The organism is Streptomyces atratus (assembly GCF_014648655.1).
Taxonomy (GTDB): domain Bacteria; phylum Actinomycetota; class Actinomycetes; order Streptomycetales; family Streptomycetaceae; genus Streptomyces; species Streptomyces atratus.
The window spans coordinates 54,219-70,030 of sequence record NZ_BMRN01000003.1; the positions used below are offsets into that span (position 1 = coordinate 54,219).

A 15,812-nucleotide genomic window follows, 5' to 3' on the forward strand; every position below is an offset into this window, starting at 1 on the left:
AAAGGGCAGCTCAGGAGAGGCGTGCTCGTGCGTCGGCTGCTTCCCTTGCGCAGGCGTAGGCGAGCGGGCTGATGAGCTCCTTGGCGTCCGGCAGCCACCGGTTGGCGGATGTGGGACGGCGGGCCCACTGCACCGCCCCGCGTCCGCCGACCCGGGTCGGCGGCCCCGTCACGTAGTGGCCGTCGCCGCGGCCGACGAGGTCGATCGCGACTGCCCGCCAGCCCAACTTCCGTACCAGATCGTCCACGTCGGCCGCCGTGCCCGGCAGGACGAAGAAGAACATCCGCCGGTCGGGGGTGCGGGTGACGGGTCCGAGCGGTACGTCCATCCGCTCCATGCGGGCCAGGGCGAGGAAGCCGGCGGACTCCGGTACGTCGATCGCGTCGAAGGAGCGACCGGTGGGCAACAGGATCGACGCCCCGGGGTGCTTGGACCACATCCGGCGGGCCGCGGTACCGCTGCCGGTCGCCCGGCCCGCCCAGTCGGGTCCGGCGGGGTGCGCGCCGGGCGAGGCGCAGCCGGCGTCGCCGCACGAGCACCGCTCGGCTCCCTCCGCCGCCTCCAGCCAGGTGCCGGGGCACACGTCCCAGTGCCGCTCGTCCGCGTACCGCACCGCGGCGTCGAGCAGTTGCTCGTTCCGCTGCAGGGGGTTCTTCGCGGCTTCCATGACTCCGATGGGCTCTTCGACTCCGATGGGCTCTTCCACGAACAGCACAACTACCGCCCTCACATGGGGTTACGGGCGTGGCGGGTGTGGTCAGAGCTCATCGATCCGGCATGCGGGGCGCATGGATGCATGGGTGGGGGCGCGCGTGAAGCGGTGCCCGATCGGGCGGGTAGCCATTTAGGGGCAACTCCGGAACGGTCGGCCTCTGTCATATGCCGACATGAATGACAAGGAACACGTCGTACGTGATGAACACGATGAATGTGTGCATTTTCCGTGTATTAGCCGGGCAGTGATCCGCTCATCGATCACTGCGGCCTCAGGGGGAAACATGGCAGCCAGGCCTCTCGTCGCCCGCCAGCCGAACGAACGGCTCCAGGCGCTCATTCAGGAAGCCGGATGCTCCAACGCCGGCCTCGCCCGCCGCGTCAACATGGTCGGCGCGGAGCGCGGGCTCGATCTGCGTTACGACAAGACCTCCGTGGCCCGTTGGCTGCGTGGACAGCAACCACGCGGCAGGGCATCGGGAATCATCGCCGAGGCGCTCGGGCGCAAGCTCGGCCGTACGGTCACGATCGACGAGATCGGCATGGCCAACGGCAAGAATCTGGCGTCCGGCGTCGGCCTGCAGTTCGCCCCGACCGTGATCGGGGCGATCGAGCAGGTCTGTGAGCTGTGGCGCAGCGATGTCGGCCGCCGCGACTTCCTGTCCGGTTCGACGATCGCGTCGTCGGCGCTGGTCGAGCCCAGCCGCGACTGGCTGATCACCGGCGCCGACCCGCAGGTGGCCCGGGCCGCCGGAGCCCGCGTCGGGACGTCGGACGTGGAGGCGGTGCGGGCGATGACGGCCGCGCTCGTCGACCTCGACCACCGGTTCGGCAGCGGACATGTGCGGCCGGTCCTGGTGCACTACCTGAACAGCGTGGTCTCCGGGCTGCTCTCGGGGGCGTACCGCGAATCGGTCGGGCGGCAGCTGTTCGCGGCGGTCGCGCGGCTCACCGAACTCGCCGGGTACATGGCGGTCGACACGGGCCAGCCGGGGCTCGCCCAGCGCTACTACATCCAGGCGCTGCGCCTGGCGCAGGCGGCGGGCGACCGGGCGTACGGGGGTTACGTACTGGCCGCGTCGATGAGCCACCTTGCCGCGCAGCTCGGCAATCCGCGGGAGATCGCCCAGCTGGCACGGGCCGCACAGGAGGGCGCGCGCGGGCGTGTCACCCCGAGGGCGGAGGCGATGTTCTACGCGGCGGAGGCGCGCGGGCACGCCCTGCTCGGCGACGCCCGCACCTGTCAGGCGGTGACGGGCCGGGCGCTGACGGCCATGGAGAATGCCGAATCGGGCACCGGGGACGACCCCGACTGGATCGCCCATTTCGACCACGCCTATCTCGCCGACGAGCTGGCGCACTGTCACCGTGACCTCGGGCAGGCCGAGGCGGCCGCCCGCCGGGCGAAGGAGTCCCTGGACGGCCACCCGGAGTCCCGGGCCCGCCGCCGCGGCATCGGCCTGGTACTTCTCGCCACGGCCCAGGTCCAGCTGCGCGAGGTGGAGCAGGCCTGCCACACGGGCACGCGGGCGATGGAGCTGCTGGGGTCGGTGCGCTCCAGCCGGGGAGTGGAGTATCTGGACGATCTGCAGCAGCGGCTGATGCCCTACGGGGACGAGCCGGCGGTGCGGGAGTTCGGGGCGCGGCTGGAACTCCAGGCGGCGTGAGAGGGTCCGACCGGTGGAGTGCGACGGAGCGCCCCTTAACTGCGTCTTGAGAGCGCTGGATGTTACAGCGCCTGTGAAGGGGCGGTGAGTGACATCACGCGCTTGGCGAAGGGTGGCAACCACCCGATAGCGTGAGCCGACGATTCCGTAGGTTTACACGTAGGAGTCCCGGTGACGCAGAGCGGACAGGGTGACGAGCAGCAGCTCCCTGCTGTACGGCCCGCGCACGAAGGTGTCGTGCTGCCCGCGGGTGGCGGCGAGCCCTGGATACCGGGGGGGCCTGCGGATCAGGGCGCCCCGGCGGGCGGCCAGCCGTGGGGGCAGCCCTGGGGGCCGCAGTCGGCGCACCAGGACGCCTCGTCGCAGCCACAGGCACAGGCTCAGGGGCACGGCGCGTACGGGCAGGGCGCGTACGGGCAGGGGCAGCCGGCGCAGGCGTACGGCCAGCCGCAGGCATACGGACAGCCGCAGGCCCAGCCGCTGCCTCCCGCACAGCCCCAGCAGCCCCAGCAGCCGTACGCGCAGCCGTTGCCGCCCGAGGCCGTGCCCGGCATGGGCGGGGACGCGGACGCCACGCAGTACATCGCGCCGGTGCCCGCCGGGCCCGCGCCGGGCGGGCTGCCGCCGGAGAGCCCGGCGGAGGCCACCCAGTTCCTCGACCACGGAGCGCCGCAGCCGCAGGCGTACCAGCAGCCCCAGGCGCCTGCGCACGGCGGCGACGCCGAAGCGACCCAGTTCATCCCGCCGGTCCCCGGTGGCGCCCCGTACGGCATCAGGCCCGGGACCCCCGGCGAACGGCAGCCTCCCGCCGAGTTCGACAACCTGTTCCGCAACGACGGGCATGCGGGCGCCACCCAGCAGATGCCCCGGATCGACCCCGCGCAGCAGCACCAGGGCGCCCATCAGCCCCCACGGGCCCCGCAGCCCCAGTACCAGCCCGTGGACGAGGGTCCGCAGGGGCGGACCGGGCAGCCCAAGAAGCGGGCGCACGTCAAGCTCATCGCTGCGGTCGTCGTCGGCTGCGCCGTCGTCGGCCTCGGCGCGGGCGCGTTGATGAGCGGTGGCGACGACAAGGGCGCGGACAACAAGCAGCCGGTGGCCGCCGCCGGTTCATCCGCCGGTCGGCCTTCCGCGCAGCCCGAGGCCGATCCGGCGAAGCCGCAGGCCGAGGCGCTCGACAAGCTGCTGGCGGACAGCAACAACAGCCGCGCCGCGGTCATCGGGGCCGTCGAGAAGACCAAGAGCTGCACCGACCTGGACCAGGCCGTGACCGATCTGAAAGGCGCCGCCCAGCAACGCCGTGATCTGGTGACCCGGCTCCAGGGGCTGACTGTCGACAAGCTGCCGGACCACGAGCGGCTGACCGCCTCCCTCACCAAGGCCTGGCAGGCGTCCGCCGCCGCCGACGAGCACTACGCCGCGTGGGCGGGCCAGGCCAAGAACGGCAAGAAGGTCTGCAAGCACGGCAAGGCCCGGACGACCTCCGAGTTCCAGCAAGCCAACGTGAAGAGCGGCGAGGCGAGCAAGGCGAAGCAGGAGGCGTCGGGGCTGTGGAACTCGATCGCGTCGAAGTACGGGCTGACCCGGCATGCGGCGACCGAGCTCTGACCCGGGGCTCGGTATCGGGCCCCTCCGGCGATTGAGGAGAGGGGGTCCGGGGGCACGGCCCCCGGTACCTCACCCCTTCGCGCTCGCATCCGACAGAGTCTTCGTCACGTCCACGAACCCCTTCTTGTCCGCGACGAGCCGCCCGTCACGCACCACCTGAAACGTCACCCTGGTGTTCACGACACGTGGATACGCGGACGATCCGAGCATGTCCGTGAAGCGCCAGCGCAGCACCGGAGTGAGGCCGCCGGTGTCGACGGGGGTGCCGTGGTTGAGGGCGGAGGTGAGCTTCCAGGCGGTGATCTCCGGGGCGTCGATCGACTTCACGAGTTCGTTCAGCACGGTGTACGCGATCCACGTGGTCTGGACGCCCGTGTCGTCCGGGTCGATCCGGTTGTCGCCGAAGGCGTGCTTACGGATCACCTCCCGCATCAGGTCCCAGCGGGCGTCGCCCGATTCCGGGTACCAGCCGGTGAGGTACGCCCCCTCGAACGGGCTGTTCCGGCCGCCGGTGCTGTCGATCAGCGGCTGCCCGACACTGCCGAGTACGGACGAGATCCCTACGCTCCCGTACGACGGTTCGAGCCGGCGGAAGGAGTCGAAGAACGTCTCCGTACTCTCCCCGAGCACACTTGTCACACAGCCGCCGCTCGTCCCCGCCGCCTGGAGCGCCCGCTCGGCGTCCTTGTCGTACGAAGTGGCCGACTCCGCCGCCCGGATGTCGGCGGGCTCGGGACGACGGGCCTCGGTGAGTCCGGTCTTGAGGAGCCAGGCCTGGTCGTCGCCGGCCAGGGTGTCGGGCCGCACCACGGAAACCCGCTCGCAACTGCGGGCGAGCTGCTGGGCGTTGCCCGCGAGCAGTGCCGGCTGGCCGCCGTTGACGGGGTAGGAGACGTAGCTGCTGAACTCCTCGTCGGAGGCGCCGTAGCCGCCGATGTAGGGGATCTGGGCGGTCTCCAGCGGCGCCATGAACGAGGACCCGTGCCGGCTGTACGAGCCGACGACCGCCACCGCCTGCTCCTTGACGGCCAGCCGGGCGCAGTTTGCCGCGCCGAGCGAGGTGTCCTGCTCGTCGCAGGTGACGACGCGCAGCTTGTGTCCGTCGAGCCCGCCGCTGTTGTTGACCCAGCGGGCGTACGTGCGCGCCATGGCGGTCATGCCCGCCATGTTCGCCGTGTCCGGTTCCGTGGCGCCGCCCGGGGCCCACGTCACGACGGTGAGGGGCTCCCTGGAGTCCCCCGAAGCCCCAGGGAGCGCACCGCAGCCGGTGACCAGCAACGCCCCGACCGCCGCCGTACTTGTGAGGAGCTTGTAGGGGCGGGGGGAGGTGAGGCGTCGCCGTCCGGTCATAGACATGCACATTTCCGCCCGTGGGGTAACGCTGCTGTGTGCTTGGTACAACGCTCGGTGACATCCGGGTGAATTACGGGGGCCTGTGCGGGGAGCCGGGAAGGGAACGTACGATCGACAACCGTGCAGCAAGGTTCGGAGAACACTTCCCGTCGCGGCCGTCGCTCCTCCACCATGGGCGGCATGCCGCTGAATGACATGCCTTGGTGGCGCTGGCGCAGCAACGTGCGCTCGGCGCTGCACATGCTCTCCGACCCCGTTTTCCACCACGAGTGCTGGCTGGCCGGACAGGAAGGGTACGGCGACGTCACCGACGCCGTGTACCGCCTGGTCGAGGACACCTGGCTGGACAACTGGTCCGCCGAGAAATACGTCGGGACGATCTTCCGCGACTCCGGCGAGTCCGCCCTCGTCGACGTCGCCGTGCTCCGGGTGCTGCGCATCATGCACCAGGTCGGCGCGGACGCCCCCGTGTCGGCGTATCTGGAGCACCACGGCTGGCCGGAGGCCGTACGGGCCGCCCGCGAGGCCCATGTGCTGCTCGCCACCAATGACGGCGACGACCCGGACGCCCCGCCGCGCTCCCTGGATGTGCTCCGCATCATGACCAGGACGGCCTGACAGCGGTCCGGTGTGGCACGCTACGGGGATGACCGCGCCGCAGCCTGCTGAGACCACCCCGGAGCAGTACGTCCTCACGCTCTCCTGCCCGGACAAACAGGGCATCGTGCACGCCGTGTCGAGCTATCTCTTCATGACCGGCTGCAATATCGAGGACAGTCAGCAGTTCGGCGACCACGACACGGGTCTGTTCTTCATGCGTGTCCACTTCTCGGCGCACAGCCCGGTGACCGTGGAGAAGCTGCGGGCCAGCTTCGCCGCGATCGGCGACTCCTTCCGGATGGACTGGCAGATCCACCGCTCCTCGGAGCGGATGCGGGTCGTGCTGATGGTCAGCAAGTTCGGGCACTGCCTCAACGACCTGCTGTTCCGCTCCCGGATCGAGGCGCTGCCGATCGAGATCGCCGCCGTCGTCTCCAACCACACGGACTTCGCCGAGCTCGTCGCCTCGTACGACGTTCCCTTCCGGCACATCCCGGTGACCAAGGAGAACAAGGCCGCCGCGGAGGCGGAGCTGCTGGATCTGGTCCGCGAGGAGAACGTCGAACTGGTCGTCCTCGCCCGCTACATGCAGGTCCTCTCGGACGATCTGTGCAAGCAGCTGAGCGGCCGGATCATCAACATCCACCACTCCTTCCTGCCGAGCTTCAAGGGCGCGAAGCCGTACCACCAGGCGCACGCCCGTGGTGTGAAGCTGATCGGTGCGACGGCGCACTATGTGACGGCCGACCTCGACGAGGGGCCGATCATCGAGCAGGAGGTCGAGCGGGTGGGCCACGGCGTCACGCCGGACCAGCTGGTCGCCGTCGGCCGCGATGTGGAGTGCCGGGCGCTGGCGCGGGCGGTGAAGTGGCACGCGGAGCGCCGCATCCTGCTCAACGGGCGCCGCACGGTGATCTTCTCGTAGGACGCGGGCCGGGCGGGACTTTGCGGGCCCGGCACAGGTCCTGTCGTCGGACTGCCGCCGTCGCCCACGGCGGACGGCGGCAGTCCGACGACAGGACGGACCTAGAGCCGGCTCAGCGACGCGGCCGCGAACAGCACGTCGCGGATCGCCTCACGGTCGCCCTGCTGACCGGCCGCAGCCTCCACCGGCGGCACATGCCCGGCCACCAGCTGGCAGAACTCGACGCTGTCCAGCGCGACCTGCGCCACCGCGTGCGCGGGCGAGCCGACCGCGGCCGGGGAGTCCAGCGGGATGTACCAGTCCCCGCCGCCCGAGCCCTCGACCTCCAGATGCAGCGAACGGCCCGGTGAACCGGCCGTCACCAGATGGCGGGCCGGCCCGGCCGGCCCCGACCCGCGGCGCTCGGCAAGAGCCGCCGGAAGGAGCCGGGCCGCCAGGTCGATCATCCGGTTGAGATGGGCGGCCGAGGGCGCCTCGTAGGGATAGTCCACCGCCTCCGCGATGTCGCCGCCGTGCACCCAGCATTCGAAGGCCCGGTCCAGCAGCGAGTCGTGCATCGGTAGGGCGAAGTCCCCGTACGAGACGGAGAGTTCGGCGACTTTGCGGCCGGCGAAGGACACCGTACGGATGAGGGCGTGGCTCTGCTCGCGCCAGGGCCCGCGGATTGCGCGGGTGAGTGGCCGCCGGGTTCCCGACCAGTACTTCTCCGTGCGTGCACCGGGCGAGAGCGGCCAGTCGACGCCCCGGCCCGAGGCGCCGTCGCCGAGCTGTACGTCCATGCCGAGGGCGGTGCCGACCAGCCCGTCGACGGTCATGAGGTGGCCGATGACGCCCGCGACCGTCGTCTTGCGATTGACCGCGCGCTCGCCCTCGAACCACTTCAGCCGCACCGGTGCGTGCCACTCCGAGCCGCCGATGTCACGCAGCAGCGCGTCGAGCCGCGCGGTCTCCGCGTCGTACGGGGCGGCCCAGTGCGGCACCGGGATGTTGGCCGGACGGCGGCTCAGACAGGCGTCGATCACCCGGGAACGCAGCGCCGGATCGAGATCCAGGCTGCGGTCGGTCTGCAACAGGCCGACCGCGTCGCGCAGCCGCAGGGCCTCGTCCGCGCACGCGGCGCACACGGTCAGATGTGCCTCGACGGCCTCGGTCTCCTCCGCCGAGCAGGCGGCCAGGGCCCAGGCGCCGAGGAGGGCCTTGAGGACGCGATGGGGCAGCACCAGCGCCGGTGCGGCGGGCGGGCCGGAAGGGGCCGGTGGTGCCGCGGCAGATTCCGGTTCCGGTGTCGGCGGTTGCGGGGCCGGCCGCGGCTCCTCGGGCTCGGTCGCGGGCACGGGCGGCGGCAGGGGGAAGGCGTCGAGGTCGAAGTCGTCCGCGGCGGCCCGGGGTCCCGGTATGCGCGGCGCGCTCCGCATCTCGTCGTCGCGTCCGTCCCCCTCGCGTTCGTTCGAGTCGTCGTCACCGGTCACAGCGGCCGTCCGTATCCGGGCGGCGACGACCCCTCCAGCGGACGGGTGTGCGCGGTGGAGAGCAGCTGCAGCCCGAGCCGCAGCCGGCGGCGGGCCTCGTCCTCGGTGACCCCGAGGTCGGCCGCCGTCTGCCGGTAGTCCCGGCGCTGGATGTACGCGAGCTCCAGTGCGGCCCGCAGCGGGGCGGGCATGGACGCCACGATGTAATCGGCGCGGGCCGCGGCCGTGGCCCGGCGCACCCGCTCCTCCAGATCGGACCGGTCCGCGGCCCCGGTCCCCTCGTCCGTACCGCCCGGGAGGCCGTCCTCCTCGCGCAGCCGCCGCACGGACTGGCGGTGCGTGAGCCGGGCCACCCAGGACCGCATCGAGCCCTGCTTCGGGTCGTACGCGTTCGGGTTCTCCCAGACGTAGCCGAAGACCTCGCGGGTCACCAGATCGGCGGCGGTCTCGTCGTCGAGCATCCGGTGGGCCTGGCTGTGCACGAGCGAGGCGAACCGGTCGTAGAGCTCGCCGAGAGCAGCCGCCTCACCGCGCGCCAGCCGCTGCTGCATCTTGCGGTCCCAGCGGGGTGGTGCGTTCTTCGACATACGACCCCCAGCCCTGTTCCCCTCGTCACATCGAATGTAGTCGGCGGCACCGACGATGCACGCCCTTTACGGCAAGTACGCCCCTGATGAGGCCTGGGATGGTAGGGAATGCGCCATCCACCGACGACGGTCCCGATTGTGTCCCGCCGGGCGGCTCGGTGTTTCATAGGGCTGCGGCGGGGGCAGCCGCGAGGAGGAACGGAAACTTCCGGAACGTCGGAATCCCCGCAACGAGAGGCCCAGTCGCGTGAGGAATCCTTGCCCTCGTGGAAACCACCCACCGGCTGCAACCACCCACGCACCGCGGCTCACCCAGGAACGTTCCCGGACGCCACTGAAAGTGGCCGAGACCGTGCAGGGCGACTGGACCGTACTGCGCATACGGGGCGAACTGGATCTGGTGACGTCGCCCCTCGTGCGCCAGTCCGTCCACGACGCGGTCGCCGTCGGCCGCCACGATGTGGTGCTCGACCTCTCCGAGGTCCTGTTCTGCGATTCCAGCGGCGTCGGCGTACTGATCGCGGCCCGCCGTCTGATGCGTTCCTGCGGGGGCCGGCTGCGGCTGATCCTGCCGGCCCGCGGCGCGGAAGAGGGCTCCCACGTCAACCGGGTGCTCGCCGCCCTCGGGGTACGCCGTCTCTTCGACGTCTACCCCGACCGGTACGCGGCCGTCGACGACGGGGCCCGCCCGCTCTCGGCGTGAAGCCGGTCCATGACCAGGTTGTAACACCGGTGGCGCGCGTAAGTGGCACGTGACGTCTGTCGGCGCCGTAGGCTCCCCGCATGGACAGCGCAGAGTATGAGCGCAAGATCGCCCTCCGCTTCGCCGCCTTCGACCAGGACGGCAACGGATACATCGATCGCGCGGATTTCAGTGCCGCCGCGGCCCGTCTGCTCACCGAGTTCGGTACGACGGCCCGCTGCGACAAGGGCCAGGCGCTCTACATCGGGGCCGAGGCCTTCTGGCAGGGCATGGCGGGCATCGCCGATGTCGACGGGGACCAGCGGGTCACCCGTGAGGAGTTCGTGGGCGGGGCCGTGAAGCGGCTGCGCGACAACCCGGAACGCTTCGCGGAGATCGCCCGCCCCTTCCTGCACGCCGCGCTCGCCGTGGCGGACCAGGACAACGAGGGCGCGGCCTCCGTACCCGCCGTGCAGCGAGCACTGAGGGTGCTGGGCGCGAGCGCGGAGACGGCGGCTTTCGCGGCGCGGAACCTGGACGCGGACCAGGACGGCAAGGTCGGCGAGAACGAGGCGGTGGCGGCGCTCGCCGCCTATTTCACGGTGATCGCGCCGGACGCGTAGCCGGTCGGTCCGGCGGCCGATCGTCCTCAGTCGCCGGACGGGCCCATGAGGTGCCCTCGAACGCCGGGCGGGCCGGGGGTGGAGAACCGCTCCCGCAGCCGGTACTTCAGTATCTTCCGCAGCGCCTCGTTGCGCGGCAGCGCCGCCACCACCTCCAGCTGTTCCGGCAGCTTGTGCACGGAGAGCCCCTCCGCCCGCAGGTAGCCGGTGATTTCCGGCAGGGTCAGGGGGGCGGCGCCCGCCGGCTGTTCCACGACCGCGCAGACGCGTTCGCCGCGCTCCGGGTCCGGAAGCCCGATCACCGCCACGTCCCCGACGCCCGGGTGCCGGTGCAGCAGGTCCTCTATCTCCTTGGCTGAGATGTTCTCGCCCTTGCGGATGATGATGTCCTTCAGCCGCCCGGTGAGCACCAGATGCCCGCTCGCCTCGACATGGCCGACATCGCCGGTGATCAGGAACCCGTCCGCGTCGAAGGCCGCCGCTGACGCCTCGGGGTTCAGATAACCCTTGCAGACGGCCTCCCCACGGAGCCGTACCTCGCCGTCCGTGCCGTACGGCAGTGGCTTGCCGTCCTCGTCGGTGATCCGTATCTCCATGCCCTCGGGCGGGCGCCCCTCCGTCTCGGCGAGGTGTTCCGCCGTGTCGTCGGGGGCGCCCATCGTGATCATGGGGACCTCGGTCATGCCGTAGCCGTGGGTGAGCTGGATGCCCATCTCGCGTACCACCGAGTGGTAGATCTCCGGCGGTTTCGGCGCCCCGCCGCCCGCCAGCAGCCGCAGGGTGGGGATCAGCATCCGGTCCGGGGCCTTGCGCTGTTCGGCCAGGAACATCGAGTAGAACGCCGTGGACCCGCCGGCGACCGTCACCCCGTGGCGCCGGTACCCCTCCAGCGCGTCAGGCATCGCGAAGTGCTCGAAGAGGACTGCCGGGAAGCCGTACAGCAGCAGCATCACCGCATAGTCCGGCCCGCCGACATGGGCGAACGGGAAGGCCACCGAACCGACGTCGTCCGCCGACAGACGCAGCGCGTGGGCCAGGCAGGAGCCTCCCGCGATCAGGCTGCGGTCGGTGTGGAGGACCCCCTTCGGGTCGGAGGTGGTGCCCGAGGTCCAGTAGATCCAGCGCACCCCCGTCCCGTCGGCGGGCGGCGGTGGCAGTACGGACGGGTCGCCGTCCGGCAGTGACTCGTACGCCTCGAAGACCAGCGGCGGATGCTCGGCCTCCGCGGCCAGCCGGTGCGCCATCGCCGTGTGGTCGAAGCCGCGCCAGGCACCCGGCACGGCGAAGAAGCCGGCCTTCGACTCGCGCAGGGCGAACCCCGCCTCGCGGTCCCGGTAGAACGGGATGACGGGCGACTGCACGGCCCCGATCCGGGTCAGCGCGAACGACAGCAGCACCGTCTCGATCCGGGTCGGCAGCTGCCAGGCGACCACGCTGCCGGGGCGCACGCCCATCCCCCACAGCCCGGCCGCGACCCGCTCGCAGCGGCTGCGCAGCTCGCCGAAGGTGAGGGTGCGGTCGTCCTGGATCAGGACGGGGCGGTCCGGGGTCAGTGCGGCCCGGCGCTCGATGAGTTCCCAGAAGGTGCCCGATGCGCCCAGGGCGTGTGCGGTCTCGTTCACTGCGTTCCCCGTTCCCTCGTAACTGACGGGTAGTCAGATCATGTCGAGAGCGTAGAGCGCTGCGCCTTGTCGGTCCAGGGGTGCGGGGCTAGCCTGAGTGCCGAAACCGAATCTGACGAACCATCAGATGCGTGCAGTGTGCGCCGAAGGGGACACCATGACGGAACTGCCTCGGATCGTCAGCGTCGACGACCATGTGATCGAGCCGCCGCACCTCTTCTCGACCTGGCTGCCCGCCAAATACCGCGAGCGCGGCCCGCAGCCGCTCACCGCGGGCATCGGCGAGCTGGCGTACACAGGGGGCAAGTACGTCATCACGATGGACCCGGACGGGCCGCCGACCGACTGGTGGATCTACGAGGACCTCAAGTTCCCGTACAAGCGGAACATCGCCGCCGTCGGCTTCGACCGCGACGACATGACGCTGGAGGGGATCACCCGCGCCGAGATGCGGCGCGGCTGCTGGGACCCGGCCGAGCGCCTCAAGGACATGGACCTCAACCATGTCGAGGCGAGCCTCTGCTTCCCCACCTTCCCGCGCTTCTGCGGCCAGACCTTCGCCGAGGCGCAGGACAAAGAAGTAGCGCTGGCGTGCGTCCGCGCCTACAACGACTGGATGGTGGAGGAGTGGTGCGGCGACAGCGGCGGCCGGCTCATCCCGCTCTGCATCATCCCGCTCTGGGACATCGACCTGGCGGTGGCGGAGATCGAGCGGAACGCGGCGCGCGGGGTGCGGGCGGTGACCTTCTCCGAGATCCCCACCTACCTCGGACTGCCGTCGATCCACACCGGCTACTGGGACCCGTTCTTCGCGGTCTGCCAGGAGACCGGCACGGTCGTCAACATGCACATCGGGTCCAGCTCGCAGATGCCCGCCGCCTCGCCCGATGCCCCGCCCGCCGTACAGGCCAGCCTCTCCTTCAACAACGCCATGGCCTCGATGATGGACTTCCTGTTCAGCGGGGTGCTGGTGAAGTTCCCACGGCTGAAGCTCGCCTACAGCGAGGGCCAGATGGGCTGGATCCCTTACGCCCTGGAGCGCGCCGACGACGTCTGGGAGGAGCACCGGGCCTGGGGCGGGGTGCGCGATCTGATTCCCGAGCCGCCGTCCACGTACTACTACCGGCAGATGTTCTGCTGCTTCTTCCGCGACAAGCACGGCGTCGCCTCGCTCGATGTGGTCGGACGGGACAACGCCACCTTCGAGACCGACTACCCGCACGTCGACTCGACCTTCCCGCACACCAAGGAGGTCGCCCTCGACCACGTCAAGGGACTGGACGACGAGACCGTCTACAAACTGATGCGCGGAAACGCGATCCGGATGCTCGATCTGGACCTGGACAAGTAGGCGCGCGGTGGATCTCGCGTACACGGAGGCCGAGGAGGAGTTCCGGGCACGGCTGCGTGAGTGGCTGGCCGCCGTGCTGCCGTCACTGCCCGCGAAGCCCGGCCCCGACGACTGGCCCGGGCGCCGCGCATACGACACCGCCTGGCAGCGGATGCTGTACGACGCGGGCTACGCGGGCCTGCACTGGCCCGCCGACGCGGGCGGGCGGGGCGCCACCCCGACCCAGCATCTGATCTTCCTGGAGGAGACCGAGAAGGCCGGCGCCCCGTACGTCGGCGCGAACTTCGTCGGGCTGCTGCACGCCGGGCCCACGATCGCGGCCGAGGGCACGGCCGAACAGCGGGCGCGCTGGCTGCCACCGGTGCTGCGCGGCGACGAGATCTGGTGCCAGGGGTTCAGCGAGCCGGACGCCGGCTCGGACCTCGCCTCGTTGCGGACCCGTGCGGTGCGCGACGGCGACCACTACGTGGTGAGCGGGCAGAAGATCTGGACCTCGCACGCGGAGGTCGCCGACTGGTGCGAGCTGCTCGTGCGTACGGACCCGACGGCGCCCAGGCATCGCGGGATCAGCTGGCTCGCGATGAGGATGGACGCTCCCGGCGTCACCGTCCGCCCGCTGCGCACGCTCGCCGGGTCCACCGAATTCGCCGAGATGTTCCTCGACGAGGTGCGGGTGCCGGTCTCCCACCGCATCGGCGCGGAGAACGACGGCTGGCGGGTCACCATGGTCACCCTCTCCTTCGAACGCGGTACGGCATTCGTCGGCGAGGTCGTCGCCTGCCGCCGCACCCTGGCCGCCCTGGCAGCCGAGGCGCAGGCGAACGGCCGCTGGGACGACCCGGTCCTGCGCCGCAGGCTGGGCAGGCTGAACGCCGAATTCCGGGCACTGTGGCGGCTCACCCAGTGGAACGTCAGCGAGGCGCAGAGCAGCGGGGGTGTCCCGGGCACCGGCGGCTCGGTCTTCAAGCTGCGCTACTCGCACGCCCGCCAGGAGCTGTACGAGGCGGCCGCCGAGGTGCTCGGCGCGGACGCGGCCGATCTGGACCGGGAGTGGGCCGTGGACCGGCTCTCCTCGCTCTCGTACACCATCGCCGCGGGTACCTCGCAGATCCAGCGGAACATCGTCGCCGAGCGGATCCTCGGCCTGCCGAAGGGGCGGTGAGCGGGCTGTGGACTTCCAGCTCTCGGACGACCAGCGGGCCCTGCGGGCGGGGGTGCGGGAACTCCTCGCCGGACGCTTCGGCAGGGACCGGATGCGAGCGGCTCTCGACGGCGGCACGGGCATCGACCGGGCCCTGTGGCGGGAGCTCGGCGAGGCCGGGTTCTTCGCGCTGCGGCTGCCGGAGACGGAGGGCGGTGTCGGGCTCGGGCTGCCCGAATCGGTCCTCCTCTTCGAGGAGGCGGGGCGGTCGCTGTTGCCCGGACCGCTGATCGCCACCCACCTCGCCGCCGGTGCGGTGAAGGGGGCGGCGGAGGGCGAGACGGTGGTCGCGGTGCTGGACGCGGGGCAGCCGGTGGGGCACCTGGGGGATGCGGACGGCCTGCTCGTACTCGGGCCGGGAGAGGCGCGGGTCATGACCGGCGGGGCGCTGCGGGATGTCGTACGGGAGGCCGCCAGGCCTCTGCGGTCGCTCGACCCGTTCACGCCCCTGTGGCGGGTCACGGGCCCCGTCGGGCCCGGCGAGCTCCTGTCCGGCGGGGCGCGGCTGCGCGACGAGGGAGCCCTGCTCGCCGCCGCCGAACAGCTCGGCAGCGCCGCCCGTACGACCGAGATGGCCGTCCAACACGCCGGTGAACGTGAACAGTTCGGATCGCCGATCGGGTCCTTCCAGGCGGTCAAACACCTGTGCGCCGGGATGCTGGTCCGCGCCGAGCTGGCCCGCAGCGCCGTCTACGCGGCGGCCGTGACCGCGGACCGGGCCGAGATCGCGGGCGCCAAACTGCTCGCCGACGACGCGGCGGTCCGCAATGCGCGCGACTGCCTTCAAGTGCACGGCGGAATGGGCTTCACCTGGGAGGCAGATGTCCATCTGCACCTCAAGAGGGCGTGGCTGCGGTCCGGGCAGTGGCTGACGGCAGCGGCGGCCGAGGAGGCGCTTGCAGCCGACCTGTGCTGATTGCGCATGGGTTCCGTGGAGGCTTCGGGCGGGCGACGGCGGGTGGATGCGGGGCGCACGCAGGTGACAGGCGGGCCGCTGAGCCTCACGCTGCGGAGTTACGCAGTGGAGTCGGCGGGTTCCGATGCCGGCTTGTGTCCTTTGCGTGATTCGTCACGGGGTGGAGTCGGCGCCGGGCTCGGGTACGCTCCGTGGGATGCGAGAGGTTCTGGAATCGGATGATCCGGATGTTGCCCGTGCGGCGACTCCGGTCCGGAAGAGGTGCCCTGCTCGCATTCCACGCAGAAGCGCCGGGCCTGCCCGGGAGACGACTCCCGCGGCCTCGATGCGCCTCTGTTCGACTCCCCGCAGCGCGCGTCGCACAGTATGCATCACGCGTACTCCTTCGCGCTGGAATATGCCCGAAGCGCTTGTTGCGGTGACTGTACGTCAACCATGCTGTCTCGTAAGGGAATCACGTTCCGTGACCCTGAGGAGGCGCGAGGCGATGTGTC

Annotated in this window: 14 protein-coding genes; 9 read left to right on the forward strand and 5 right to left on the reverse strand. The window is 71.1% G+C overall.

Going from position 1 to position 15,812, the window contains the following annotated elements; genetic code table 11:
* Positions 1–10: 10 nt before the first annotated feature.
* Positions 11–667 carry a bifunctional DNA primase/polymerase gene (locus IEZ15_RS05830; protein ID WP_189275343.1) on the reverse strand — a complete coding sequence of 219 codons (657 nt, stop codon included), beginning with the start codon at positions 665–667 and terminating at the stop codon, positions 11–13.
* A gap of 331 nt (positions 668–998) precedes the next feature.
* Here IEZ15_RS05830 and IEZ15_RS05835 point away from each other — a divergent pair, with 331 nt between their 5' ends.
* Both IEZ15_RS05835 and IEZ15_RS05840 read left to right on the forward strand, forming a co-directional pair.
* Complete coding sequence (locus IEZ15_RS05835; protein ID WP_114245957.1) at positions 999–2,381, forward strand: NsdA family TPR-like regulatory protein; 1,383 nt, start codon at positions 999–1,001, stop codon at positions 2,379–2,381.
* 171 nt (positions 2,382–2,552) lie between these two features.
* Entirely contained in the window at positions 2,553–3,989 is a 1,437-nt protein-coding gene (locus IEZ15_RS05840; RefSeq protein ID WP_189274788.1) for a hypothetical protein, read from the forward strand.
* A gap of 69 nt (positions 3,990–4,058) precedes the next feature.
* Here the strand turns inward: IEZ15_RS05840 and IEZ15_RS05845 are convergent, their stop codons facing one another.
* Positions 4,059–5,339, reverse strand: a complete 1,281-nt coding sequence (locus IEZ15_RS05845) for an ABC transporter substrate-binding protein (RefSeq protein WP_189274790.1) — start codon at positions 5,337–5,339, stop codon at positions 4,059–4,061.
* 174 nt (positions 5,340–5,513) lie between these two features.
* Here IEZ15_RS05845 and IEZ15_RS05850 point away from each other — a divergent pair, with 174 nt between their 5' ends.
* Both IEZ15_RS05850 and purU read left to right on the forward strand, forming a co-directional pair.
* Entirely contained in the window at positions 5,514–5,960 is a 447-nt protein-coding gene (locus IEZ15_RS05850) for an SCO4402 family protein (protein WP_093899874.1), read from the forward strand.
* Between the two features lie 28 nt (positions 5,961–5,988).
* Positions 5,989–6,867: a formyltetrahydrofolate deformylase gene (gene purU, locus IEZ15_RS05855; protein WP_189274792.1), complete on the forward strand. Its 879-nt coding sequence runs from the start codon at positions 5,989–5,991 to the stop codon at positions 6,865–6,867.
* A 101-nt stretch (positions 6,868–6,968) separates the two neighbouring features.
* Here purU and IEZ15_RS05860 read toward each other — a convergent pair whose 3' ends face one another.
* Positions 6,969–8,282, reverse strand: a complete 1,314-nt coding sequence (locus IEZ15_RS05860) for a zf-HC2 domain-containing protein (RefSeq protein ID WP_189275345.1) — start codon at positions 8,280–8,282, stop codon at positions 6,969–6,971.
* 50 nt (positions 8,283–8,332) lie between these two features.
* Positions 8,333–8,923: an RNA polymerase sigma factor gene (locus IEZ15_RS05865; RefSeq protein WP_189274794.1), complete on the reverse strand. Its 591-nt coding sequence runs from the start codon at positions 8,921–8,923 to the stop codon at positions 8,333–8,335.
* A gap of 334 nt (positions 8,924–9,257) precedes the next feature.
* On the opposite strand from IEZ15_RS05865, the gene IEZ15_RS05870 reads away from it, so the two are divergent.
* On the forward strand, positions 9,258–9,626 hold the full coding sequence (locus IEZ15_RS05870; RefSeq protein ID WP_189275347.1) for an STAS domain-containing protein: 369 nt from the start codon (positions 9,258–9,260) through the stop codon (positions 9,624–9,626).
* Positions 9,627–9,706: 80 nt separating this feature from the next.
* Positions 9,707–10,228: an EF-hand domain-containing protein gene (locus IEZ15_RS05875; RefSeq protein ID WP_114245965.1), complete on the forward strand. Its 522-nt coding sequence runs from the start codon at positions 9,707–9,709 to the stop codon at positions 10,226–10,228.
* Between the two features lie 26 nt (positions 10,229–10,254).
* Here IEZ15_RS05875 and IEZ15_RS05880 read toward each other — a convergent pair whose 3' ends face one another.
* Positions 10,255–11,850: a class I adenylate-forming enzyme family protein gene (locus IEZ15_RS05880; RefSeq protein ID WP_189274797.1), complete on the reverse strand. Its 1,596-nt coding sequence runs from the start codon at positions 11,848–11,850 to the stop codon at positions 10,255–10,257.
* Positions 11,851–12,007: 157 nt separating this feature from the next.
* Here IEZ15_RS05880 and IEZ15_RS05885 point away from each other — a divergent pair, with 157 nt between their 5' ends.
* The 3 genes from IEZ15_RS05885 to IEZ15_RS05895 are packed head-to-tail and all read left to right on the forward strand — an operon-like array spanning position 12,008 to position 15,318.
* Positions 12,008–13,201, forward strand: a complete 1,194-nt coding sequence (locus tag IEZ15_RS05885; protein ID WP_114249220.1) for an amidohydrolase family protein — start codon at positions 12,008–12,010, stop codon at positions 13,199–13,201.
* Between the two features lie 7 nt (positions 13,202–13,208).
* Positions 13,209–14,363, forward strand: a complete 1,155-nt coding sequence (locus tag IEZ15_RS05890) for an acyl-CoA dehydrogenase (RefSeq protein ID WP_114245967.1) — start codon at positions 13,209–13,211, stop codon at positions 14,361–14,363.
* Positions 14,364–14,370: 7 nt separating this feature from the next.
* Positions 14,371–15,318 carry an acyl-CoA dehydrogenase family protein gene (locus IEZ15_RS05895; RefSeq protein ID WP_189274799.1) on the forward strand — a complete coding sequence of 316 codons (948 nt, stop codon included), beginning with the start codon at positions 14,371–14,373 and terminating at the stop codon, positions 15,316–15,318.
* Positions 15,319–15,812: the final 494 nt, after the last annotated feature.

Bases quoted from the DNA above. Each gene is read 5' to 3' on its own strand.
- IEZ15_RS05830 (WP_189275343.1), bottom strand. From the start codon at position 667: ATGGAAGCCGCGAAGAACCCCCTGCAGCGGAACGAGCAACTGCTCGAC.
- IEZ15_RS05875 (WP_114245965.1), top strand. From the start codon at position 9,707: ATGGACAGCGCAGAGTATGAGCGCAAGATCGCCCTCCGCTTCGCCGCC.
- IEZ15_RS05850 (WP_093899874.1), top strand. From the start codon at position 5,514: ATGGGCGGCATGCCGCTGAATGACATGCCTTGGTGGCGCTGGCGCAGC.
- IEZ15_RS05835 (WP_114245957.1), top strand. From the start codon at position 999: ATGGCAGCCAGGCCTCTCGTCGCCCGCCAGCCGAACGAACGGCTCCAG.
- IEZ15_RS05865 (WP_189274794.1), bottom strand. From the start codon at position 8,923: ATGTCGAAGAACGCACCACCCCGCTGGGACCGCAAGATGCAGCAGCGG.
- IEZ15_RS05845 (WP_189274790.1), bottom strand. From the start codon at position 5,339: ATGACCGGACGGCGACGCCTCACCTCCCCCCGCCCCTACAAGCTCCTC.
- purU (WP_189274792.1), top strand. From the start codon at position 5,989: ATGACCGCGCCGCAGCCTGCTGAGACCACCCCGGAGCAGTACGTCCTC.
- IEZ15_RS05885 (WP_114249220.1), top strand. From the start codon at position 12,008: ATGACGGAACTGCCTCGGATCGTCAGCGTCGACGACCATGTGATCGAG.
- IEZ15_RS05860 (WP_189275345.1), bottom strand. From the start codon at position 8,282: ATGCGGAGCGCGCCGCGCATACCGGGACCCCGGGCCGCCGCGGACGAC.